Source organism: Lysinibacillus sp. C5.1 (assembly GCF_016350185.1).
Classification (GTDB): Bacteria; Bacillota; Bacilli; order Bacillales_A; family Planococcaceae; genus Lysinibacillus; species Lysinibacillus sphaericus.
Map to the genome: position 1 here is coordinate 3,547,547 of NZ_CP066226.1, position 24,483 is coordinate 3,572,029.

A 24,483-nucleotide genomic window follows, 5' to 3' on the forward strand; every position below is an offset into this window, starting at 1 on the left:
TTTTTATACATTATTTATTTTTGCGTTTATCATTGTAATCAACCCAGAAATCCGCACCTTTAATTCCTAGTTTACGAGGATCAAACACAGGGTCTTTGCCTTCTTTTTTCTGTTTCTCGTAATCTTTTAATGCGAGAATCGCAGGCTTCATAATAATTAAAATGGCAATAACGTTAATCCATACCATTAATCCTAAGCCAACGTCACCCATTGCCCATGCAAGGTCAGATGTACGAATCGTTCCAAAAAATGTTGCAATTAAAAAGGCGATTTTAGCTATCCAAATGAAAATCTTTTCGGTTTTCCCTGAGAATAAATAGGCCACATTCGTCTCTGCTATATAGTAGTACGCCATAATTGTCGTAAATGCGAAGAAGAATAAAGCGATTGCTACGAAGCTTGAACCTATACCTGGCAATGAAGATTCCACTGCCCATTGTGTATATGCAGCACCTTCTTTAATACTTTTCGCAAAGGTAATTTGCTCCTCACCAGTAAGGCCATTTTCATTGAATTCACCAACGTAAATAAACGGATCTGTACCTTCCGCAGCTTTCTCATTCTGAACATTATACATACCTGTAAATAAGATCATAAATGCTGTAGCCGAACAAACTAATAATGTATCAATGTACACAGATGCCGCTTGCACAATACCTTGTTTAGCAGGATGTGAAACTTCAGCTGCCGCCGCTGGATGCGCACCAGTTCCTTGACCCGCTTCGTTAGAATAAATACCACGCTTAACCCCCCAAGCGATTGCTGAACCAATAATTCCCCCAAATACTTCTTGTGCACCAAAAGCACTAGAGAAAATTAGCGAAAATACAGCAGGTACTTCTGAAATATTCATAAAAATAATGACGATTGCCATTAGAATATAAGCTAAAGCCATGAATGGGACAACTACTTGTGCAACATTTGCAATGGATTTAACCCCACCGATAATAATAGCACCTAATAATACAACAATAATAATTCCTGTAATCCAAGATTCCATTCCAAAAGCGTTTTCAACGGCACCTGCTATTGCATTTGATTGAACACCAGGCATTAGTATTAACATGGCTATTAACGCTGCAATTGCAAAAATGATTGCAAACCACTTCTGCCCCATCCCTTTTTCAATATAAAAGGCTGGACCACCACGATATTCTGTTTCTTTCTCTTCTTTATATATTTGCGCTAATGTTGACTCCACATAAGCTGTCGCTGCACCGATGAAGGCAATTGCCCACATCCAAAAAATCGCACCAGGTCCCCCCATTGCAATGGCAGTTGCTGTACCAGCAATGTTCCCTGTACCAACGCGCCCAGATAATGCAATCGACATTGCTTGGAAAGAAGAAATTCCTTTTTCTGATTTTTCCCCTTTAAACATTAAGACAAACATGTCCTTAATATGTCTTATTTGTAGGAACCTTGTAATAATTGAAAAGAATAAACCGATCAATAAAATACCATAAATAAACCACGGTCCCCATAAAATACTGTTCATAAAACTAACAATACTTTCCATCTTACCCCTCCCAAAATATGAATATTCGTTCTTTAAGACATTATAGTATTACATTTTTCTGAAAATTACAACATTATTTTTAAGTTACTATACATCTTATTCAACAATATTTTTCGGAGGGGAAACATTCTATCGAATTATATAGCCAATTCTACGCAAAGCATTATTAATAAAATCACGGATATAGAAAAAAATCTCATCTCTCTCTATTTCATGGTACAGATTATGGTAGCATTTTGCCCATTCTTTAAATTGGAATTCAGCAAACTCCTGCTGATGCAACCAATTACGTGTTTGTCTAGTTTCTGTAATGCTATCTCTTTCTCCAGTCATAATAAGCATAGGGGTATTTGGAAACTCTGCTTTCGGCATAATCACTAAATTGCGCATCATCTGTTGTAACTCACGATACCATTTTACTGAGATGACAGACATAAAAGGAAACTCGTCTTTCATTTCATCGCGACCTTCGACACTACGTGATAACTTGTCGAAAGTAATATCATGTGTCATCTTCACACTTGCCGTCAAAGCACTTAAGCTCGTTAATGCATTCGATAATTTCCCAGGCTGTAAGTTCAATTGCAACCAAGGTGAGGTCAAGACAATTCCTGCACATTCATATTTTCTCTTATGCATGGTATGCAGTATTAACGTTGCTCCTAGTCCATGCCCTATTAAAAATACTGGCAAATTATATGAAAAGGCATTTTCAATTAAATGCCTAGTATACTTGTTGTATTCTTTAAAGTCCTCATCATGGACACGTGATAGTTTCGCATTTGCCCCATGATTCGGTAAATCGCCCATGACTACGTGGAAGCCTTCCATTCTAAGTTTTTCAATCAGCCATGCGTACCAACGGTGGTTTTCATATGCACCGTGAACAATAGCAATCACAGCCTTCGCTTGTCCATCAGCTTCCCATTTCCACATTCACATAGTCCTCCTAAATAATTAGTTACACAATAATTATAACGAAATATTCGTACCATTATAAAATTATATTTGCATAAAATTGCGTATTTGATACGATAATACTACATCAAAGAAAGAAAAGAGGCGATTAGCATGATTTATCCTTTTAAAGACAAAACACCTACAATCGATCCATCGGTTTTTATTGCTGACTATGCAACCGTTACGGGAGACGTAACGATTGGAGCAGAGACAACAATATGGTTTAATACAGTGATTCGAGGCGATGTATCTCCTACAATTATTGGTAAACGAGTAAGCATCCAAGATCTTTGTTGTCTACATCAAAGTCCAAAATATCCATTAATAATCGAAGATGAAGTAACAGTTGGACACCAAGTAACCTTACATAGCTGTACAATTCGAAAAAATGCCTTAATTGGTATGGGATCAATTGTGTTAGATGGGGCAGAGATAGGAGAAGGTGCATTTATCGGTGCGGGTAGTCTTGTCCCTCCAGGTAAAGTCATACCTCCCAATTGTTTAGCATTAGGACGTCCAGCGAAAGTTGTACGGGAATTAAATGCTGAAGACAAGGAAGATATGGAACGTATCGTTAGAGAATACGCGGAAAAAGGACAATATTACAAATCTCTTCAAAAATAATGGATGCTTACAAAACGGGCGAATTGCCCCTATAGTTGTAGATGTTTGCATACGTAACAACTCTTTATAAAAAAAATTCGCAATTTCCTTCCACTAACCGCCTACAGTACATCTTGTATGTAGACGTACGGGAAGAAAGCGAATTTTTTCAATCACTTACGTAAAGTCCGCTTAAATCTTTCACTCGATTAAAGAGCACTAGTTGCCTTCACGATTTAAATAGAAGGTGCATTACTCCCCGACTTAGCAGCAAGTAAGAAGAAATGCGAAAGGCAAGATAAAAAGGGGCCACTAGCTAGCCCCTTTCAAAAAAACATTTACGTTTGTTCATTACCAAATCGAATGTTCTTGACAAAACAGATTATAAACTAGCTTTTTCTCTTAGTGCATCTGCCTTGTCCGTATTTTCCCAAGGTACATTTAAATCTGTACGGCCAAAGTGACCGTATGCAGCCGTTTGTTTATAGATTGGACGACGTAAATCAAGCATTTTAATGATGCCTGCTGGACGTAGATCGAAAAGTTCGCGAACCCATTTTACAATTTCACTTTCACTTACTCGTCCTGTACCAAACGTATCAACGGCAATCGATACTGGCTGTGCTACACCGATAGCATAAGCAAGCTGTACTTCTGCACGTTCTGCTAAACCAGCTGCAACAATATTTTTCGCTACATAACGTGCTGCATAGGCTGCTGAACGGTCCACTTTCGTAGCATCCTTACCAGAGAATGCACCACCACCATGACGTGCATAACCACCGTATGTATCAACGATGATTTTACGACCAGTAAGTCCAGCATCTCCTTTTGGACCACCGATAACAAAACGACCAGTTGGGTTGATGAAGTATTTCGTCTGTGCATCTAATAACTCACTAGGAACTACTGGAGCAATTACTAATGCTTTTAAATCTGCTTGAATTTGTTCAAGTGTTGCTTCTTCATCATGCTGAGTTGAAATAACAATCGTATCAACACGAACAGGGACATTGTTTTCATCATACTCAATTGTTACTTGCGTTTTACCATCTGGACGTAAATATGCTAATTCACCTGATTTACGTACTTCTGTTAAACGACGAGCCAATTTATGCGCTAAACTAATTGGTAGAGGCATCAATTCAGGTGTTTCATTACATGCATAACCGAACATTAATCCTTGGTCACCTGCACCAATTGCTTCAATATCCGCATCTGTCATTGAACCTTCACGCGCTTCTAATGCTTGGTCTACACCTTGGGCAATATCAGGTGATTGCTCTCCGATTGCGACTAGTACAGCTAAGTTTTCAGCATCAAAGCCATACTTGCCTCGTGTATAGCCGATTTCTGCTACTGTATCACGCACAATGCCTTTAATATCTACATAAGTAGAAGTAGTAATTTCTCCTGCTACTAATACTAAGCCTGTTGTGACCGTTGTTTCACACGCTACACGGGCATTAGGATCTTCTGTTAAAATAGCATCTAAAATAGCATCCGAGATTTGATCACAAATTTTATCGGGATGTCCTTCTGTTACACTCTCTGATGTAAACAATCGACGGTTTGTCATTTGGTTTTCCTCCTATTACTCTTACAAATAGTATTTGCGAAATTAATACGGTACTCATTACCCATGTCAAGTCCGCTCCTAAAGGATTGAACTCTCAAGCCGTTGTTGCTTTTAACATGAGGATTTCGAAAGATCCGTCATTATAATAAGGAAAGAATTGCACATACTTACCTTTACATTCATTTTAAAAATAAAAAAAATCCTTTTCTCACGTGTACTTAACATGAGGAAAGGAATAATGACTTCTAACCTTTCACTCTTATCGTTCAAGGGGTATCCCCTTGCATCAGGTTGGCACCAACGCATGTCGTGAAATAGTTCATGCAGGTTGCCGGGTTTCACAGGGCCTGACCCTCCACCAGCTCGGGATAAGAGTATCCGTTCAATTCCTCATCTTACGTAAAAGGTAGAACAATGTCAATTATTTTATGTCGTTTTGTTGAAAAGTATTTAAAACTCGAAAATAATTTTTGAATTAGTATAGATTATTAAAGCAATTGTGTTATACTATTTTTGAAATTAAGAAAAACTCCCTCAAACTCAAGGGAATACTATAAAAAAGGATGGTATTTAATCGATGAATTCAGTAGAAATTGCAAACGAACTGAAGGAATTATTAAACGGCGGGAACATTAACGTTCAACTTTCAGTACCACAATTAGCTGAAAAAGCTACATCTCGTGGTGAGGCAATGTTAACAGTAGATGGCGCAGTTCGTGCAGAAACTGGCAAATACACTGGTCGTTCACCTAAAGATAAATATACGGTAGAAGAAGAAAGCACAAAAGATAAAATTGACTGGGGTAAAGTAAACCAACCAATTTCTTCTGAAGTGTTCGATAACTTATATGTAAAAGTAGTTAAATACTTAAAAGAACGTGACGAATTATTTGTATTTAAAGGTTTTGCTGGTGCTGACAAAGATTCACAATTAAGTATTCAAGTAATCAATGAATATGCTTGGCACAATCTTTTCGCCCATCAATTATTTATCCGTCCAACTGAAGAAGAATTAGCTTCTCACGTTGCTGATTTCACAATTATTTCAGCTCCTAACTTTAAAGCAGATCCAGCTGTTGATGGTACAGCTTCTGAAACATTCATCATTGTATCACTTGAAAAGAAAATCATCCTAATCGGTGGTACTGAATATGCTGGTGAAATTAAAAAATCGATTTTCGGTATTATGAACTACCTATTACCACAACAAGGCATCTTATCAATGCACTGTTCAGCAAACGTTGGGGAAGCTGGTGACGTAGCATTATTCTTCGGTTTATCTGGTACTGGTAAAACGACTTTATCTGCTGATCCTGACCGCAAATTAATCGGTGACGATGAGCATGGTTGGTCTGACAACGGCGTATTTAACATTGAAGGTGGTTGCTACGCAAAAACAATTAACCTTTCTGCTGAAAAAGAACCTGAAATCTACAACGCAATCCGCTTCGGTTCTGTACTAGAGAACGTAGCTGTAGACCCTGAAACTCGTGTTTGCGACTACGATGATGGTTCATTAACAGAAAATACACGTGTTGCTTATCCAATCCAATATATCGAAAATATCGTTGATCCATCTGTTGCAGGTCACCCAAAAACAATCATCTTCTTAACTGCTGATGCATTTGGTGTTTTACCTCCAATCAGTAAATTAACAAAAGAGCAAGCAATGTATCACTTCCTAAGTGGTTTCACATCTAAACTTGCAGGTACTGAACGTGGTGTAACAGAGCCAGAACCAGTATTCTCTACATGTTTCGGTTCTCCATTCCTTCCACTTCCAGCAACTGTTTATGCAGAAATGTTAGGTCAAAAAATCGATGAGCATGGCGCACAAGTATTCCTTGTAAACACTGGTTGGACTGGTGGCGAATACGGTACAGGTAGCCGTATGAAGCTTTCTTATACTCGTTCAATGGTACGTGCAGCAATCGACGGAAAACTAAACAATGTTGAAACAATTCAAGATGCTGTATTCGGTTTACACATCCCTACAGCAGTTGAAGGTGTACCAACAGAAGTGCTAAACCCACGTGATGCTTGGTCAGACAAAGCTGCTTACGATGTGAAAGCTGCTGAACTTGCTGGTCTATTCAACGACAACTTCAAGAAATTCTCAAATGTTTCTGAAGCAATCACTAATCTTGGTGGGCCATTAAAATAATGCATACAAAAAGGGAACGATGTATTCGTTCCCTTTTTTTTTAGTGTCTTTTTTTAGTGTCTTTTTTTAGTGTCTTTTTTTAGTGTCAGGCACTCAAACAATTTTCACTGCTTCTTCATCCATTCGCATAATGCACGAACCGTTTCACGATTTTGGGCAGGTGGATATTGGTGGGCAAAACGTTGATCATACCAAGTTTCATACACTTTATTGGCATCTTCTAAGTAAAATGCTAACTGCCTTGCATGCTCAATATCTACATTTTCATCCCGATAGCCGTGGATAATTAGCACTGGGGCTGTAATCTGATCGACTTGAAATAAAGGTGTGCGTGCATCATAGGCTTCTGGAACACGATTAGGTGTCCCGCCAATAACCCGTTTCATCATTCGACGCATATCGGTTCGCTCCCAGTATGTAGCTGTGGCATCCGAAACGCCTGCCCACGTCACAACGGATGTAATATCCTTCCGTAAAATGGCTGTCCAGAGCGCCATAATACCTCCACGTGAAAAACCAAACACATGGATATGATCGTTGCAAAATTGTTTTAGCACATCTACTCCATGCACTGCATCAAAACGATCTTGACCTGCAAACTCATCACGGCCTTCTCCACCTCTATTCCCCCGATAATAAGGGGCAAACACGATAAAACCTTGGGCTGCAAATTGTGCAACACGTGCTGGTCTTACCATGCCGATACTTTGCATACCCCCACGCAAATATAAAAAACCGTCATATGTACCTTCTGCTTTAGGCTCTGCTAGTAAGCCTTTGACACGTAATCCAAGGGATAGATACGTAATTTCTGATAATCGAATAGCTGGATTCGGTGAAGGATATGGACGTTTTTCAACTATTTCACCATTGATTGTCAAAGCGCTTCAGCTCCTCTAGCATTTTTTGCATGCCTTCATCTTTCATATGGAAGCTTAAATTTGGATGGCTTGCAAACTCTTCATCGGTTAACCAGACCATACCCGAAGTTTCCAAATCAAAATCTATCTTCTCCTGACTGACAAATTCCGCAGTGAAGACTGTTTTACAAAACAATAGTTCACCGTGGACAGCATATTCTGCAAACCATTGAAGATTTTTCACATGCACACCCGTCTCTTCAAATACTTCCCGAACAGCAGCTTGCTCTAATGTTTCGCCTGATTCTACCTTCCCTCCTGGCACTTCCACGCCACGACGCTTATGAATCGTACATAGCCATTTCTGTTCATGTTTTAAAAAGACAAGGACATGCTTTGGTTCAACTTGAAACTCCCCTCTTGTAAAGCTTAAATCCACTTGAAATCCATTCAAATCTTGAAATGAAAACATTCCATTCAACTCCTCGTATTATATTGTCACGAATGTATTCATTATGTTATTCGTCTTATTATTTCATGTACTGTGAGGAATCAATCACAAGAAAATAGTGGCATTCGTCATTCGTCATATTGATAAATCTATGCGCTGTATCTGCTTCAAAAAAAAGAGAATCGCCTGCTTCTAATTCTTCAGAAAAAGCACCATGCCCCAATTCAACTCGTAACTTTCCGCTTTTAACAAAAATATACTCTTTTACGCCTGCTTTATGCGCGGGAAATATGCCTGATTCTTTGTTTGGTGGAATAATATTTAACACAAACTCAATACCTCGTGATGGAACGGAAGGTGATAATAAATGTCGTTGAAAACCCGATTTTTCATCAACATAAATGGGTCGTTCATCTTTTCTTATGACGACAATCTCCCTTTTTTCCTGCTGATCTAATAAAGCTGAAAGTGTTGTATTTAAAGCTTCTGCAATTTGACAAGCTACTTGTATCGTTGGATTTTTTTCCTCTCTTTCAATTTGAGATAGCATCGAGGCACTCACATTACTTGCGGCTGAAAGCTCCTGTAATGTCATTTTGTTTTTCTTCCTCATTACATTTACTTGCTTTCCAAATCCCATGAATAAAGCTCCTTTCACTACTTTGTTCGCCTACTATTATTTTTACTATAGTGAAATGTAATTAAAAACTTATCTTCGTTAGCCCTTCTACTATGATATTGTACATTATCAATCACAATCAACCTAGAAGATGTTTGAATCATTTCATGCAAGATAAGATATTTACACTTTAGTGAAAATAAAATATACTATAGTGAATAATCAAGTATAGGAGTGTTGTTTTATGTTAAAAGTCGTATTAGCGCTATTCCCTCTTGTTAGTATTTTATTTATGATTTTTATTTTAAAGAAATCTTCTATTTTCACTGGCATTTTTGCTTGCCTACTTACAACAGTGATTGCTACTTCTCCTGTTTTTCACCTAAACATCGCATTACTGCCTAAACCTTTTATCAACAGTTTTCTTATAACATTGCCAGTTACCTATGTTTTATTTTTTGGAATATTATTATATCATCTAATGGAAAAATCAGGGTCCATCCAAAAAATAGCTTCTTCTATTGCCACCTCTACTGATAATCGGATTGACCAAGTATTATTATTGGCCTTGGGGCTCTCTCCTTTAATTGAATCCGTTAGCGGCTTTGGTCTAGCGGTCATTGTTATTGCACCTATTTTAATGGCTCTAGGTTTCAATTCCTTACAATCTTCCTTCATTGCATTAATTAGTTTATGTATCATACCTTGGGGCACGTTAGCAATGGGGACAATTATTGGTGCATCATTAGGAAACATTCCTTTAGAGGATTTAGGTATTGGAAGCGCTCTGATGTGCATTCCTATTTATATCTACTTTGCCTTCTTAGTTACATACATAGGCGTCAGAAAAGAAGCAATGCAAAAGAAAAAATGGCGGATACTATCGATGGGATTAGTTTTAGGTTTAAGCGTGTGGGTTTGTAATCGTTTCATCAGTGTAGAACTTGCCGGAGTAGTGGGCTCTTTAACGGTGATGGCGGCTATTTTTATTATGATTTCTTTGCAAAATAGAAACAAACAATATTATTCTAATATCTTTTTAAAAAATATTTCTCCTTATTTGTTGTTAATCGCTCTATTAATCGCATCAAGAACTATTAATCCGATTAAAGATTTTTTAACGAGCCTGCTTACCGTAACGATTGCTTCTTATCAATTCCAATTATCGTTTCTTTATTCGCCTGGATTTTTTCTCTTTATTGTTTGTCTCTTTACTTGTACGCTCTTCCGTTTAAATAAGGCATCCATTTTCGATAGTATCAAATTAACAATCAATAAATGTTATCCTGTATTGCTAACGACTTTTTTATATATTGTGGTTTCCGAAATGATGGCAGAGGCCGAGATGATTCAGCTACTATCCGTAACTGCTGCCAACACATTTGGTTCATACTTTGTATTCATAACACCTTTAATTGGCGCAACAGGTGGTTTTTTAACTGGCAGTAATACTGCGTCCAATACTATGTTTATTCGACTACAAACAGAAACTGCTACGCACATAGGTCTGTCACCTACTATACTTGCTTGCATTCAAAATGTTAGTTCTTCGTTCATGACAATGGTCAACCCATCTAGAGTGGCATTAAGTTGTTCAGTATGTAAAATACATTCATTTGAAAATATTATTCAAAGAAAAATGGCGCTAGTTGGACTTAGTACACTTGCTATTATTTTTCTAGAAATTATTTTTCTATCACGCTTCCACTAGCATAATGTTATACAGGTTATGCAAATATAAAAAATGTCTAGCCAATAGCTAGACACGTTTATTGAAATAGGGAAGTTGTTCTACAAATTGCTTTGTATCATCATCCCCATACTCATGTATAAGTGCATAAATTTTCTTCAAACGTAAATCTAACTCGTCATTTTCTCGATCCAAATGATATTGCAAATAAGGCAATTGTGCGCGCCAACCGTTCGCAATTTCTAATAGTTGCATTTGCTGAAATATTTTTTCAAAAACATCTAATGCTTGCCGGTCTACATTAAGTTCGAAATTCCATTGCCCTTCGTAAGGATTTGTATAATACGTTTTATGGGCAAGTGAAAAATAAACACGTTGACGATCCATAGATAACACTCCTTTTTCCATAGTATGGTGGTTAAGTGGTTATTTTATTCGCTGGAATGTCAAACTTCCTTCACAACTAAGTTAGAGCTTCTAATTTATAATAGATATAACGAACAAGAACGGAGTGAATACAATGAGTTTAACCTCGCTAATCACGGTTGCAATCATTATCGTGATATTAGTAACAGTCGCAACCATTCTAAGTGTAAATCGCGCCTATGCTTTTAAACATACGGTCGATGAAAAACCGAAGCAAAATTTTCAGCAGCATGACGAGTAGTTCAAATTTAACCCTTTTATAGCAATATCACTTATAATAACAATATCAAATAGAATTTGGAGTGAAAACAATGGGTGTTCCATTACCAATCATCATTATGATTGCAATGATGATGCTAATGTTTGGTGTTTCCGTAATCGTTATTCTCAAGAAAAAAGGCGATTTTTTTACACAAACAATCGATGCAAAACCAAAACAAAATAATTCACATCACAAGGATGGACAAGCATGAAATATCCCTTTATATGGCTCATTCAGTTATACAGAAAATTTATCTCACCAATGACGCCACCATCGTGTCGCTTCTATCCAACATGCTCTTCTTACGGTCTAGAAGCTTTTCAAAAGCATGGCGCTATTAAAGGTCTAATTTTGACCGTCACACGTATTTTAAAATGCCAACCACTTCATCCTGGTGGCTTTGATCCAGTGCCTGAAAAATGGCCTTCGAAAAAGAAATAATTTTCGAAGGTCATTTTTTCTTGTACTTTTATTCGATGTGCGTTATTATAGATACTGTTAAAAAACAAATCGTAATCATTACTATTTGAAAGAGGTATCCATTATATGAAAAAAATATTTCTATTTTTCTTAGTTGCTGTACTAGCCGTATTTACAGCTGCCTGTGGTGATCAATCATCATCGTCGAAACAGACGGAGAAAACAGATAAATTAACTGTGTACACAACCGTCTATCCTTTAAGCTACTTTACGGAGCGGATTGGTGGCGATTATGTAGAAGTATCTTCTATATATCCTCCTGGTGCTAACGAGCATACCTTTGAGCCAACGCAAAAGGATATGATGAAATTAGCTGACGCGCATCTATTTTTCTATATTGGCTTAGGACTTGAAGGTTTTGTAGAAAATACGAAAAAGACATTAGCCAACGAAGATGTCACTATGGTTGCTATGGCATCTCAAATACCTGATGAAAAATTAGCCGTTAGTACTGGTCATTCGCATGACGAAGAAGATGAAGCTGATCATGCGCATGAAGCTGCCGCTTCAGAAGATGACCACGCACATGACGAGCACGAAGATGCGACTACGGAAGATAATCACGCGCATGACGAGGAGGCTGATCATGGAGATCATGCTCACGGTAGTGTCGATCCCCATGTATGGCTGTCGCCTGTTATTAGTCAAGATTTAGCATTATCCATTAAAAATGCATTAGTTGAAAAAATGCCAGCTCAAGAAGCGACATTTACAGCAAATTATGAAGGGCTCATAAAAGAGCTACAAGATTTAGACACTGCATATAAAGCGATGGCTGACACAACGCAAAACAAAACATTCTTTGTATCGCATGCTGCATTTGGCTACATCGCGGGTCAATATGGCTTAACACAAGTTCCAATTGCAGGGTTAAACTCGCAAAATGAACCGTCTCAAAAGGAATTAACAGCGATTGTAGATAAAGCAAAAGACTTAAATATTCATTATATTTTATTCGAGCAAAATGTTTCATCTAAATTAGCCGAAGTCATTCAAAAAGAAGTTGGCGCTCAATCACTTGTCCTACATAATTTAAGCGTGTTAACAAGTGATGATGTGAAAAATAATGAAACGTATTTTACTCTCATGAAAAAAAATATGCAAACTTTAGAAACAGCTCTAAATGAACACAAGTAAAACAACGATACGAATTACCTGTTTAAGATGAAGAAGGAGGTGCCCCGTAATGCATAAGGGACACCTCCTTTATTATGACGTACTTTTCTTGCGGCATACGCTTTTCATTTTTGTCAAAGTGAAGAAGCCTCTTTATCCTGGCATCCCCGTTTATCTTTGTCTTGACAATAACCAGACGAACTGTAAGAGCGCTCTGTAGGACAACTTTATCCTGTTGTTCATATAAAACGATTTGATTAAGTTTGTCGCTAAGTTGAAAGTCATTTGGTAATTGTGCAGAGTGTTCTATTAATTGTTTCATTTGCAGCGCATTATTTTCTATAATCGCTAGCCCACTATTAGGGGTAAAAAGATTAGCTAATGGTTTCGTAAGAACTTCAATCCTACTTTTCCCTTGCCAATCTGCGTATTTTTCACTTGTTGCTGAAGGAAAACTTGCAAAATCCCATGTATGATCCTGCGCTAATTGCTTATCGGATACGAGAAAATAGTTATAACGTACCTCGCCCTTCCGATCTGGCAATGGGTCATCCCATGTCACATCAATATGGTACCATTCATTATCTAACTTCACTAACACCCATGCATGCAATTGTTCGCCTACTTTCCCTGGCACATATTGCACCTCAAAACCTAGCATATCTAACATTCGATAAAGCACTAAAGCATAGGCCTGACAGACACCTTTGCCTTCGCTAAGCAATGTGTATGGCGAATATTGGCTTCCTACACTATCTTTTGAATACTCTGTTGTTAAGACGATATAATCATGTGCAGCCTGTATTTTTTCTAATTCGCTTAATCCATGCATAGACGCAACAATAGTTGTCAATGTTTGCTCTGTAAATGCCTCCTCTTCCTGTGAAATATGATAAGTAAATTGAAATTGGATGACAATATTATTGGCATAGCCATCATACTTCCATTGAAAGCTGGAAATATTGGCGAAAATATATGGATCTAATATGGCATGTTTGATAAGCTCTGTTAGTTCGTTTTGTAATTCAGAAGTTTTACCAGTGTAACGAATTTCAAATTCAGTAGACAATTGCATCACTTCTTTCTGAATTTGCTGTTGTAATGTTTCGATTGAATTAGCTTTTGCTATATTCTGTGATTCGTAATTTGCGAATACTTGCACATGACTCATTTGTAAAACAAATAATATAATGACAACATTATATATAGTTTTTCTCATATGAGTCATTCTCCTTTACTAAATAGTTTATGCCCCCCATTATTTATTATGTTAAAGAATAATTAATTTAATCAAAAAAATATAATTTCAATAACAGAAGCCTAAAAATTGTTTGAGTGACTGGCACATATACTTTATACAATTGTTTGAGAATTGTTTGAGTGACTGGCACGTGAAGTCAAAAAAATAGCATGCTAGAAGTGACTTCTAGCATGCTATTTTTAAAGGCTAAATCCATTAAAGTTATTCACTGGCAAGTAAAGCTGCTAATTTTCTTCTTAGTAGCTTATTTGCTCCATTACGTGGCAGTGTATCGATTATCTTAATTTGTTTGGGAACTTTATATTTAGCCAGTTTCTTTTCACAGTATTGCTTTAAGTTTTCCATCGTGACCGCTTCCTTTAAAACAACAAATGCTATAGGAACTTGTCCCCATGTTTCATCTTCAATGCCACATACACCCGCTTCCTGAATAGCTGGATGTGCCAATAGCACATTTTCAATCTCTGCTGGATAAATATTTTCACCACCAGAAATAATTAAATCTGCCCGACGATCCACTACAAACAAGTAACCCTCCTCATCCATATAGCCAATGTCTCCCGTGTGAAGCCAGCCCTCCTCAGTTGCGCTTTTCTCGGCAAAACGACCTATGTAACCAGGCGTTACGTGGGGACCTCGAATACATATTTCCCCTTCACCTTGTGCATTGGGTGCTGAAATTTTTATTTGGTTAAAAAACAATGGCTTACCTGCTGAGCCAATCTTTGTCATGGCATCTTCACTTGCCAATGTAGCCGTTTGTGACGAGGTTTCTGTCATACCATATGTTTGAGCTACTGCTAAATGCAATGCACTTGCTCGCTCTAGATAATCCACTGGTACAGGACCACCACCGGCTAGCATCAATTTAAAACGCGGTGACGCCTGCGCCTTATTTAACTCAAGGGTATTTAAAATGCGTTCTAATGTTACAGCGACCACTGACATATGGGTGACATCACCATCCATAATATTTTGCGTGATCGCCTCTACGTTAAAATGCTCATATAGTTGTACTTTATTGCCGTATAACAATGAACGAACTAAAATGGAAAAACCACTTATATGGAATAATGGCACTGCACACAACCAAACATCATCGGCTTGTAAACCTATGTTTAGAACAGAGGCTGTAGCACTTGCCTGATGATTGCCAACTGTTTGACGAACCCCCTTTGGGAAGCCTGTCGTACCAGACGTATACATAATGGATGTTGTTTGATTGAGTGACCATTCTTTTGCAATATCAACATATTGCTCTTTACCATTTTCTATTGTCGTAAATTCATGATAGTGTACGGATGACGGTAATTTTTCTACATCCTCATCTGCAACTAGCACAATCGTTGCTTGTGAATCTTCTAATTGATATGCGATTTCTGCTTGAGACAGCCTGCGATTAAGCATCACCATTTCACATTGCAAATGCATACAAGCATACATCATAACGACCAGTGCAGGCGTACTCGGACCCATAATAGCGATACGATGCCCTTGCTGCACCCCAAGTGCTGTTAATTGTCGAGCTCGTTTTAAGGATAGCTCATTTACTTGTTGAAAGGTCCAAGTTTGTCCTTCATATGTGAGAGCGCTACGTAATGGTGTGATAGACGCACGCTGTAAAATCCAGTTTGGATACATTGTTTGCTTCCTCCAATCATTACACTGATATGGTACTGCTTCAGCCTGATATAGACAGAAAAAGAGGCTGTTACATAACTAAAAAATTTAAGGAACAGAGGAAAGGTGTTCATCAATTTTTGCTATATGGCGAACTTCGCTATGGCTCCTGCTCAGAACGTACACCGTAAGACGCGGGCATTCTGCGTGGTAGCGAAGGTTGGGCTTACGGTGCTAAGCGGAAAGCACCGCTGAAGCGGACAACAACGGCGCAGTAAAAAAGTGTTAGATTGACTACCATCAATCTAACACTTTTTCTCTTTTATCCCAGCTTTTTCTAATATTCCGAATCAAGGGAATCTTGGGAATTGACCAAAGTCTGGTTGACGTTTTTCTTTAAATGCGTCACGACCTTCTTTTGCTTCATCAGTAGTGTAGTAAAGAAGTGTAGCATCGCCTGCCATTTGTTGAAGACCAGCTAAGCCGTCTGTATCAGCATTCATAGCTGCTTTTAAGAAGCGTAGAGCTGTTGGAGACATTTGTAGCATTTCTTCACACCATTGCACTGTTTCGTCTTCTAATTGTTCATAAGGAACAACTGTATTGACTAAGCCCATATCAAGCGCTTGCTGAGCATCGTATTGACGGCAAAGGTACCAAATTTCACGCGCCTTTTTATGACCGATAATACGTGCAAGATAGCCTGAACCATAACCAGCATCAAATGAACCAACTTTAGGACCAGTTTGTCCGAAACGAGCATTGTCTGCTGCAATTGTAAGGTCACATACAACATGTAATACGTGTCCTCCACCGATAGCATAACCAGCAACCATCGCTACAACTGGTTTTGGAATAACACGGATTAAACGTTGTAAATCAAGAACGTTTAAACGTGGGATTTCATCTTCCCCTACATAGCCACCATGGCCGCGTACCTTTTGGTCTCCACCTGAGCAAAAGGCTTTTTCGCCTTCACCTGTTAAAATAATAACACCGACATTTTTGTCATCGCGGGCACGAGAAAATGCATCAATCATTTCCATAACTGTTTTTGGTCGAAATGCATTGCGCACTTCTGGACGGTTAATCGTCACTTTAGCGATACCGTTATAAAACTCATACTTAATATCTTCGTAAGTATGTAATGTAGTCCATTGACGTGACATTGAAATACCTCCTAATTATAAAATTCGCCTCATTACTACTAAGAGGCGCTAACGTAAAAAACATTACGTTAAATACTCCTTTACTATTGTAGCAAATTCAGCTGGATTTTCCACATGAATTGCATGTCCAGCGTCATTTACTGACATATGCTTTCCATTTTTTAATAACGCTTTCATTTCCAATGCGATATTACAAAATTTAACATCTAATGAACCCGTTATTAATAGTACAGGCAATTCTAATTTAGTTAAATTATCCCAGTTTGATGGTTGCATGCCTGTTCCAATTCCTCGTAAACTGCCTGCCAAGCCCTTTTCACTTTGGGCTAATCGTTCTGCTCGAACTGCTTGTTTTACATTTTTAGCTAAACGCTTCTGCGATTCAAATAGCGCAATATTTTCCCACGAATTAACAAAGGACTGTAAACCATTCGTTGTTATTTTCTCCGCTAACGCATTATCACGCTCGCATCGCTCCATACGCTCTTTTGCAGTTCGCAAACCAGGAGAAGAACTTTCTAACAGCAACTTGCTGACACGTTGAGGGTAAGCAATCGTATAAGATAGTGCAATACGTCCACCCATTGAATAACCGAGCAATGCAAAAGTTTCTAATTGTAACTGACAAAATATTTCCTCTAAATCACGCAATTGTTCAGCCATCGTGAAGCGACTTACTTGCTCCGGTACGGCTGTTTGACCATGACCAATTAAATCAATCGCCACAACTCGCACATGTGGAAGATTCTTTGCTAAATTTCGCCATGTAGCAGTACTACCTGTAAAGCCATGCAGGGCAACTAGTGTTTGCCCCGCTTCTTCATTCCATATATCCACATGTGTCTCAAGCCCTCGAATCATTAGCTTTGCCATGCTTTTAACCCCGCATTAATACGGTTCCAAAGCGCGCGGTGTGCATAGACATTTTCTTCACGGTTTGTAAAAATCTCAATTAATCGTAACGGATTTTTTCTCAACGTGTTAAATTTCGGCACTAACTGTGCAATATCCTCAACACAAATGTAGTCCATATTGTACATATGAGCAATGTCTTGGAATTCAAGTGCAGTTGGTGTACCAAATAAATCTTCATAATGAGCCTCTACCGTAGATTGCGGTAAATATGAGAAAATACCACCACCATCGTTATTCATGACAATAATGGTCATATTACATGCTTGATAGCGTGACGCAATTAGGCCATTGACATCATGTAAAAAAGCTAGGTCTCCGATAAGCAAATAGGTTTCACGGTTATTTCCTTGGCTTAAGCCCATTGCCGTTGATACGACCCCATCAATGCCATTAGCGCCACGATTCGCAAAAATTCGAATATCTTTTGATGTTGCCATTAAAAACGTATCGATATCACGAATGGGCATGCTACTGCTAACAAAAATATCACTGCCATTTGGAATGATTTCAAGTAAACGACTTACCATAGCACCTTCGTCAATTGCGCCTTCTGTATAATGCTCAATATACTCAAGTGCAATATCATTCGCATCTTGCCATTCCGCTAAATATGCCGCCTCTAGCGCAGTTTCAGCAAGGTCTAATTGTACGAGCCATTCGCCAATGCTTGCATGCAGAAAATGAGTGGACACCCCTGTTGAATCACGGAACATCGGATCTTCATCGACAACAATATAAGCTTGGGGCTGCGACTTTGTAATAAATTGCATCATAAATTTCGATACAGGCTGTGCTCCTAAGCGCAGAACTGTTTCAGGTTCTACTAGCGCTTTGAAATCATCGTTTTTCATAATGGCATCATAGGTTGTCATAACATATGGCAAACAATCATTTGGCACGGAAGTTCGCATATTCGATAGACTCTCCACAATGATTGGCCATTTTAATTGGCGCACAAACTCCCACATAATGGTTAAATCTGTCCCGAGCGGAAGCTCCCCAACAACAACAAATCCTTTTTTAGTGTCTCGTAAAATAGAAGCTAGTTCTACTTGTGCAGCTTTCGGTGGCGTTAACTGTCCAATATGGCTTTGCTTAAACGTAACAGTTGGAAGCTCCTCTCGAAAATCAATGAGCAACGGTTCACGGAACGGTACGTTAAGATGTACTGGTCCAAATGGTGCACTTGTTGCAATAGCTACTGCACGTGCAATATGACGTTCAATAAATGGCAATGTCGGTGCAGCACCATCCGCTAGCGGAAAATCTACACTCCACTTTACATGTGCTCCGTATAAATTCGTCTGATTAATTGCTTGTGGTGCACCTACTTCACGTAATTCATGTGGACGATCGGCTGTTATAACAATTAGTGGTACTCTTGCATAACTTGCCTCCACAATCGCAGGATAATAGTTTGCCGCGGCAGTACCAGATGTACATAACAAAACGACAGGCTTAGTAGTCGCCTTAGCAATGCCTAACGCAAAAAATGCAGCAGCTCGCTCATCTACTTGACGGTACATCGTCAATTGCTTTGTTGAGGCAAAAGCATAAGCTAGTGGCGTCGACCGTGACCCTGGGCTTACAACAACATGTTGGACACCTGCTTGTACTAATGATGCAACCATTTTATAAACATAATCAGTCAATATTTTCCGTTCACTCATGTACTTGTCCTCCTAACGCTCGAAGCATTGGACGGAATTTCACTAATGTTTCCTCATATTCAGATTGTGGCTCTGAATCAGCTACAATACCGCCACCTGCATATAAATAAGCTTTATCTTTTAGTAGAGCTGCTGAACGAATCGCAACTGCGAATTCTCCGTTACCCTCCGCATCTAACCAGCCAATAGGTGCAGCATAAAGACCACGGTTCATTGGCTCGTATTTACGTATAGCAATCATTGCCTCTTTTCTTGGCACACCGCCCAAAGCGGGTGTTGGATGCAAATGCTTCGTCAATTGCAAAATGGTTGCTTCGTTATTTAGCTGACCTTCAACAGGTGTAAATAAATGTTGGATGTCTCTAATTTTTAGTAAGCGTGGTCCATCAGGTATTTTCATTTCAACACAATTTTTTCGGAACGTTTCCGCAATCATATCGACTACATATTGATGTTCACCACCATTTTTCGGATCATTTAATAAGCTTTGTCCATAAGCTTCATCTTCCTCCGCCGTTTTACCTCGTTGAATAGATCCTGCAACACATGATGAGTAGGCACGACCATTTTCAACCTTTACAAGACGCTCAGGAGACGCGCCGAAAAATAATAAATCTTGCCACTCCAACCCAAACAAATAACTTTCAGGCTGTTCGTGAATAATTTGAGCTAATACTTGAGGTGAAGTTACTTGCTCCTTAAATTGCAGCGCAAGGGAACGTGCAATGACAACCTTATCCGCTTTTTTTGCTTTAATTAATGCTGTGACCTGATCAATTGATGCTAAATAAGGATCCTTATAAGGCTCGAAATAATTTGTGATTTCAGGCTTCGCATACATTTTCACTTCTTTTACTTGAGCAGCATGGATTAAATGATTTCGCTCTTTACGCAACGCCTCTAATTGTCCATCTGCCTCAGTAGCACTTGCGATAAGGTGAATGCTTACATAGGCTTTATCATCACGTAAAACAAACTGATACGTTGCTAAGGCAAAATAAGCCTCTGGAAAGTCAGTCCACTCCCCATCTACATTATTTTGCGGATCGAATGTAAAACCACCAAACAAAATTGGTTGTAGTTCAGCCTGACCTTTTACGCAATTTTTCGTTAAGCGCTTCCACTCTGCTTCTACAGCATCAAAGCGGTTATTTTTTTCGTTATTTTGAATTGTGTGAGCGTGTCCTAGCCCAACCAATGTCATTGTTTTTTCTCTATTTTGCCAATAAAATCGTTCACCTTTATAACGCTCCTCGCCCGCTGCAAAAAATGCAAGAGCCGATAAGCGACTTACTTCGATTGTTTCCATATAAAAATGAAGGTTTTGGCCCAAAGAGTCCACTTCTAGTTCTGTGGCTTGGTACCACTTCTGTTGCATGAAAATTACCTCCGTTATTGCAATGTACATATCAATGATGTTTTCGCGTTATGGTACGTGTTGCGTTGTCCTGCACATACATAACTTCCTACGTCTGTCGCTTTGATGTCACACACAAATCCCTCTGTGACATCCGTCTTTAGCATTACTTGTTCCGCTAAAATAGCCGTCCTATACGTTTGACGGCTCTGTTCTTTCTACTGCTTAATTTATATTCCCATCTCTCAAATGCATGTACTATTGTATCATTTTTTTAAACATAACAGTATGTAATAAGCTGTGAACCTATCCAATTTCTCTTTCTTCGTATAAAATAAGAAGAGTCTACAATAGTTGAAGGAGAGAAAGACCTTATGACCAAAGTCATTGAAGCTGATAGGGGTTTTAAAGTTTGGTGGCATTTAACACGTCCACATACTTTAACCGCTTCATTTGTTCCAGTATTTTTAGGAACAGCGATTGCGCTAGCAATTGAAAAAGAAACCATTCATTTTGGACTGTTTTTTGCAATGTTAATTGCAAGTATGCTGATTCAAGCAGCAACAAATATGTTCAACGAATATTATGATTACAAGTTAGGATTAGATAATGAACATTCTGTCGGCATTGGTGGCACGATTGTGCGCCACGGTGTTCAACCGAAAACGATTATGCTGATTGCCCTAAGCTTTTATGCACTAGCCATGCTACTTGGCATTTATATTTGTGCCTCCACTTCTTGGTGGCTTGCTGTAGTTGGACTAGTATGTATGCTTATAGGTTTTCTATATACAGGAGGGCCGTACCCTATCGCATATTCACCTTTTGGAGAGCTTGTTTCAGGCGCAGTCATGGGGATGGGTATTGTCTTAATTGCCTTTTACATTCAAACACTTACAGTTACATTAGATGCGGTATTACTTTCTGTTCCGAGTATGATTTTAGTTGGCGCCATTATGCTTTCTAATAATATTCGTGACATCGTTGGCGATACAGAAGGTGGACGTAAAACACTGGCCATTTTAGTGGGACGCGACCGTGCTATTTCTGTATTATCTGGCTTTTTCATCGTTTCGTACCTTTGGGTTATCGCATTAGTAGCCATTGATGGGATTACTTTTTGGGCGCTTATCATTTTCCTAAGTGTACCGAAGCCACTCCGAGCAATCCAAATTTTCCGCGATAAAAAAGAAGCCAAAGAAGTAATGCCCGCGATGAAATTTACAGCGCAAACAAATACATTCTTCGGTTTCCTATTAGCAATTGGTTTATTAGTAAATCATTTCTTTTATTAATAGGGTTAGTTAATTGCAACGAAGGCAGCGACTTCAACGAGAACAACATAAAACGTTAAACGTGGCGCCTCACATGCAAGTAGAAAATTGCAACCAACGGTGTGCGTTTGCCAATAGCAGAAATAACTTCGTAGCGATTTTTACTCTGTTGACACGCTAAAGCAGCAACTTATTTAGTTGCTGCTTTTTTTAAATATTGTTTGAAATTATTATGCGCAATTCCACGAACTTCTTCATCTGAAAAATGCTCACGTAACATCTCTAATAAATTTTGCGCCTCACCTGCATGTGCAAGACCTTTGATTGTCATATCTATTCCGTCAAAATCAGAACCTACCCCAAGATGCTCCATGCCAACGACACTTGCCAGATGCTTTATATGCTCAATTAAATCATCCATTGTTGCATTGTCGCCAATAAAATGCGGGTAGTAAACTAGATGAATATGCCCCCCATGCTCAACAAGCGCCTTAGCCTGTTGATCTGTTAAATTACGCGGGTGGTCACAAATTGCACGTGCATTGCTATGGCTAGCAATAATATGCTTTGCTAGCGGCAGTACATCCCAAAATCCTTGCTCATTTAAATGGGCAACATCAATGATAATATCCCGCTCATTTAGCATATTAACAACTTCCTTACCAAATGGCTTTAAACCGAGGCTAGCATCTTGCTCAGCACCATAGGCTACAGCATTCTCTTCATTCCATGTAAGACCTACTAACATAACACCTGCATCCAAAATTGCGGAAAGCTTTGTCAAATCCTCGCCAATTGCACTACAGCCTTCTAAACTTAAAATAGCACCAATTTCATGAGGTGCTAAAGTATCGAGTTGTGACCATTCCGTAATATGCACCATGCCCTCTGTTTGTAATACTTGTGTATGAAAGGCTTCAATTTGGCGCATAACCTCTAAAAATTGCATACTTTGAGGTATTTCAGGGTCAATAAAAATGGCAAATACTTGTGCTTTGACTTGCCCTAATTGCAGTCTTTCTTTATTAGCATGTAATCGGCTATCATTACTAAATTTTGGTTCTTCCAATGTCGTTAACTTTAATAAAACATCACAATGTAAATCAATTATTTCCATGTCAATCACCTCATACAGTTATTATACTGTTTAAGGGAAGAAATGCTCTTATTTTTTACATTTTATCTGATGGTGTATCAGACGAACCAAATTCCTCAAGCTCTTCGAAATCATCAGATTTTGGTAAAGAGGATAACACATCTTCTTCTACTGGTCGCAGTAAATCGTCTCTTTGTTCAGCATGCTCTACACATGTCAATGCATGTGGCATAGCCTCTAAACGGCCTAACGGAATTTCTTCGCCACATATAGCGCACTTACCATATGTTCCATCTTCTATTGCTTGCAGCGCATGCTCGATTTCTTCAGCATGGTCACTGCGATGTTCATCAATGGCCATCTCTGTAAGTTGGTCTGTTAAATCACTCGCATTATCGGCTGGATGGTTATCATAATTTGAGAGCTCTGTTGCCTGCGGTCGCTCTGATTCTTCTAGCTGCTTCTCTAGTTCTTGTAATTCCTGCTGTAATTGGTTTTTAAACTTTTCGATCATTTGTTGTTTCAAAAAAATCTCCTCCTCATACTTTCATTTTTTCCTAAATATCTATTTCTAAAACATCTGTATGAGAAGGATTCCATTAGTTTTGTGTGTATTCTCTAATTACATCATGGAGAAATTGAGTAGCACCTTCTGACACATGTTGATCGTAATAAGCCGTAAAACGTTCATCTGCTATATACATTTGTGCTAAACCAGCATGTGCTTCCTTTGTATATTGTGGCCACGAAAAGCTCAGCCAACGCTTATGCAGTTCTGCCACTTCCATGGCGACATCATGTTTCACGTCGCCTATAGCCATTGCCTCTTTTAATCGTTCAAATAGTTGCTGTTCGAGTTGCTGCATTGCCTTATATTGTTCCTCTGATAAATTCTTAAACTTCGCATTCGATGCATCGACCTTTTCATGGCCGTAGTTTGCACGAATTTCTTTACCGTATTGTTTTTCATTTTCTTCAATCAGCATTTCTTTAAAGCCTTCAAATTTCTCTTCGTTTGTCATTGGTTGTTCCTCCTCAATCGAATGAATGGTTTGTTCCACTGTTTTTAATAATTGATCTAGCTGTTTTTTTCGTTGTAATAAAGCATCACGATGTGTTTTTAATGCCGCTTTATGTTGAAAATCAGGTGCATGAATAATGTTGTGAATGGTTTCAAGCTTCATATCTAACGCTTTATAAAACAAAATTTGCTGAAGAATATCGACTTCTTGTTGCCCATAAAAGCGATACCCTGCTTCATTTGTTCTTGCCGGCTTTAGTAAATCAATTTCATCATAATACCGCAACGTTCTCGTACTTACTCCTGACAATTTAGCAAGCTGTAAAATGGTATACTCCATTGCTTTCACCTCCATATTTATACTGTAAACC

Annotated in this window: 25 protein-coding genes and 1 riboswitch; of the genes, 8 read left to right on the forward strand and 17 right to left on the reverse strand. The window is 38.6% G+C overall.

Going from position 1 to position 24,483, the window contains the following annotated elements; translation table 11 throughout:
• Positions 1-10: 10 nt before the first annotated feature.
• On the reverse strand, positions 11-1,519 hold the full coding sequence (locus tag I5435_RS17275; protein ID WP_024363706.1) for an alanine/glycine:cation symporter family protein: 1,509 nt from the start codon (positions 1,517-1,519) through the stop codon (positions 11-13).
• A 129-nt stretch (positions 1,520-1,648) separates the two neighbouring features.
• Positions 1,649-2,455, reverse strand: a complete 807-nt coding sequence (locus tag I5435_RS17280) for an alpha/beta hydrolase (RefSeq protein ID WP_024363705.1) — start codon at positions 2,453-2,455, stop codon at positions 1,649-1,651.
• Positions 2,456-2,590: 135 nt separating this feature from the next.
• Between I5435_RS17280 and I5435_RS17285 the strand changes: the two genes are divergently transcribed.
• A complete protein-coding gene (locus tag I5435_RS17285; RefSeq protein WP_024363704.1) occupies positions 2,591-3,103 on the forward strand; it encodes a gamma carbonic anhydrase in 513 nt (170 codons plus the stop codon).
• Between the two features lie 361 nt (positions 3,104-3,464).
• Here I5435_RS17285 and metK read toward each other — a convergent pair whose 3' ends face one another.
• Positions 3,465-4,661 (reverse strand): methionine adenosyltransferase, encoded by a 1,197-nt coding sequence (metK, locus tag I5435_RS17290; RefSeq protein ID WP_025220354.1) that lies wholly within the window; start codon positions 4,659-4,661, stop codon positions 3,465-3,467.
• A gap of 256 nt (positions 4,662-4,917) precedes the next feature.
• A riboswitch (SAM riboswitch) is annotated at positions 4,918-5,036 on the reverse strand.
• Between the two features lie 202 nt (positions 5,037-5,238).
• Between metK and pckA the strand changes: the two genes are divergently transcribed.
• On the forward strand, positions 5,239-6,825 hold the full coding sequence (gene pckA, locus I5435_RS17295; protein ID WP_024363702.1) for a phosphoenolpyruvate carboxykinase (ATP): 1,587 nt from the start codon (positions 5,239-5,241) through the stop codon (positions 6,823-6,825).
• A 104-nt stretch (positions 6,826-6,929) separates the two neighbouring features.
• On the opposite strand, the gene I5435_RS17300 is transcribed toward pckA, so the two are convergent.
• Genes I5435_RS17300 through I5435_RS17310 form a run of 3 tightly spaced genes read right to left on the reverse strand, consistent with a single transcriptional unit; the run spans position 6,930 to position 8,776 of the window.
• On the reverse strand, positions 6,930-7,706 hold the full coding sequence (locus I5435_RS17300) for an alpha/beta hydrolase family protein (protein WP_024363701.1): 777 nt from the start codon (positions 7,704-7,706) through the stop codon (positions 6,930-6,932).
• Positions 7,690-8,157, reverse strand: coding sequence for an NUDIX domain-containing protein (locus tag I5435_RS17305; RefSeq protein WP_229387438.1), 468 nt, complete (start codon positions 8,155-8,157; stop codon positions 7,690-7,692). Before I5435_RS17305 ends, I5435_RS17300 begins: the two co-directional genes overlap by 17 nt.
• A 58-nt stretch (positions 8,158-8,215) precedes the next feature.
• Positions 8,216-8,776: a helix-turn-helix domain-containing protein gene (locus I5435_RS17310; RefSeq protein ID WP_337982672.1), complete on the reverse strand. Its 561-nt coding sequence runs from the start codon at positions 8,774-8,776 to the stop codon at positions 8,216-8,218.
• Positions 8,777-8,999: 223 nt separating this feature from the next.
• Here I5435_RS17310 and I5435_RS17315 point away from each other — a divergent pair, with 223 nt between their 5' ends.
• Positions 9,000-10,466 (forward strand): L-lactate permease, encoded by a 1,467-nt coding sequence (locus I5435_RS17315; RefSeq protein WP_337982673.1) that lies wholly within the window; start codon positions 9,000-9,002, stop codon positions 10,464-10,466.
• 48 nt (positions 10,467-10,514) lie between these two features.
• Here the strand turns inward: I5435_RS17315 and I5435_RS17320 are convergent, their stop codons facing one another.
• Positions 10,515-10,832 (reverse strand): hypothetical protein, encoded by a 318-nt coding sequence (locus I5435_RS17320; RefSeq protein WP_024363697.1) that lies wholly within the window; start codon positions 10,830-10,832, stop codon positions 10,515-10,517.
• A 133-nt stretch (positions 10,833-10,965) separates the two neighbouring features.
• On the opposite strand from I5435_RS17320, the gene ytzI reads away from it, so the two are divergent.
• From ytzI to I5435_RS17340, 4 genes are all read left to right on the forward strand, one after another.
• Positions 10,966-11,112, forward strand: a complete 147-nt coding sequence (gene ytzI / locus I5435_RS17325) for a YtzI protein (RefSeq protein ID WP_103976058.1) — start codon at positions 10,966-10,968, stop codon at positions 11,110-11,112.
• A gap of 70 nt (positions 11,113-11,182) precedes the next feature.
• A complete protein-coding gene (locus tag I5435_RS17330) occupies positions 11,183-11,344 on the forward strand; it encodes a hypothetical protein (RefSeq protein WP_162832724.1) in 162 nt (53 codons plus the stop codon).
• Positions 11,341-11,574, forward strand: coding sequence for a membrane protein insertion efficiency factor YidD (gene yidD / locus I5435_RS17335; RefSeq protein WP_024363696.1), 234 nt, complete (start codon positions 11,341-11,343; stop codon positions 11,572-11,574). The genes I5435_RS17330 and yidD overlap by 4 nt, the downstream gene beginning before the upstream one ends.
• A gap of 105 nt (positions 11,575-11,679) precedes the next feature.
• Positions 11,680-12,750: a metal ABC transporter solute-binding protein, Zn/Mn family gene (locus I5435_RS17340; RefSeq protein ID WP_108029998.1), complete on the forward strand. Its 1,071-nt coding sequence runs from the start codon at positions 11,680-11,682 to the stop codon at positions 12,748-12,750.
• A gap of 22 nt (positions 12,751-12,772) precedes the next feature.
• On the opposite strand, the gene I5435_RS17345 is transcribed toward I5435_RS17340, so the two are convergent.
• From I5435_RS17345 to I5435_RS17370, 7 genes are all read right to left on the reverse strand, one after another.
• Positions 12,773-13,948 carry a transglutaminase domain-containing protein gene (locus tag I5435_RS17345; protein WP_108029999.1) on the reverse strand — a complete coding sequence of 392 codons (1,176 nt, stop codon included), beginning with the start codon at positions 13,946-13,948 and terminating at the stop codon, positions 12,773-12,775.
• Positions 13,949-14,015: 67 nt separating this feature from the next.
• A complete protein-coding gene (locus tag I5435_RS23200; protein ID WP_108030000.1) occupies positions 14,016-14,120 on the reverse strand; it encodes a hypothetical protein in 105 nt (34 codons plus the stop codon).
• Between the two features lie 71 nt (positions 14,121-14,191).
• The gene (locus I5435_RS17350) at positions 14,192-15,631 is read right to left on the reverse strand and encodes an o-succinylbenzoate--CoA ligase (RefSeq protein WP_024363693.1); all 1,440 of its coding nucleotides are present in this window, start codon (positions 15,629-15,631) and stop codon (positions 14,192-14,194) included.
• Between the two features lie 329 nt (positions 15,632-15,960).
• Positions 15,961-16,779: a 1,4-dihydroxy-2-naphthoyl-CoA synthase gene (menB, locus tag I5435_RS17355; RefSeq protein ID WP_024363692.1), complete on the reverse strand. Its 819-nt coding sequence runs from the start codon at positions 16,777-16,779 to the stop codon at positions 15,961-15,963.
• Positions 16,780-16,842: 63 nt separating this feature from the next.
• Complete coding sequence (menH, locus tag I5435_RS17360; RefSeq protein WP_108030001.1) at positions 16,843-17,652, reverse strand: 2-succinyl-6-hydroxy-2,4-cyclohexadiene-1-carboxylate synthase; 810 nt, start codon at positions 17,650-17,652, stop codon at positions 16,843-16,845.
• Positions 17,640-19,364 (reverse strand): 2-succinyl-5-enolpyruvyl-6-hydroxy-3-cyclohexene-1-carboxylic-acid synthase, encoded by a 1,725-nt coding sequence (gene menD, locus I5435_RS17365; protein ID WP_108030002.1) that lies wholly within the window; start codon positions 19,362-19,364, stop codon positions 17,640-17,642. The genes menH and menD overlap by 13 nt, the downstream gene beginning before the upstream one ends.
• A complete protein-coding gene (locus I5435_RS17370) occupies positions 19,357-20,742 on the reverse strand; it encodes an isochorismate synthase (RefSeq protein WP_108030003.1) in 1,386 nt (461 codons plus the stop codon). The genes menD and I5435_RS17370 overlap by 8 nt, the downstream gene beginning before the upstream one ends.
• 353 nt (positions 20,743-21,095) lie before the next feature.
• On the opposite strand from I5435_RS17370, the gene I5435_RS17375 reads away from it, so the two are divergent.
• A complete protein-coding gene (locus tag I5435_RS17375; RefSeq protein ID WP_025220364.1) occupies positions 21,096-22,016 on the forward strand; it encodes a 1,4-dihydroxy-2-naphthoate polyprenyltransferase in 921 nt (306 codons plus the stop codon).
• A gap of 169 nt (positions 22,017-22,185) precedes the next feature.
• Here I5435_RS17375 and I5435_RS17380 read toward each other — a convergent pair whose 3' ends face one another.
• The 3 genes from I5435_RS17380 to I5435_RS17390 form a co-directional block, all read right to left on the reverse strand.
• Complete coding sequence (locus I5435_RS17380) at positions 22,186-23,112, reverse strand: dipeptidase (protein ID WP_108030004.1); 927 nt, start codon at positions 23,110-23,112, stop codon at positions 22,186-22,188.
• Between the two features lie 55 nt (positions 23,113-23,167).
• Complete coding sequence (locus I5435_RS17385; protein ID WP_036205401.1) at positions 23,168-23,605, reverse strand: TraR/DksA C4-type zinc finger protein; 438 nt, start codon at positions 23,603-23,605, stop codon at positions 23,168-23,170.
• A gap of 85 nt (positions 23,606-23,690) precedes the next feature.
• The gene (locus I5435_RS17390; protein WP_108030005.1) at positions 23,691-24,452 is read right to left on the reverse strand and encodes a MerR family transcriptional regulator; all 762 of its coding nucleotides are present in this window, start codon (positions 24,450-24,452) and stop codon (positions 23,691-23,693) included.
• Positions 24,453-24,483: the final 31 nt, after the last annotated feature.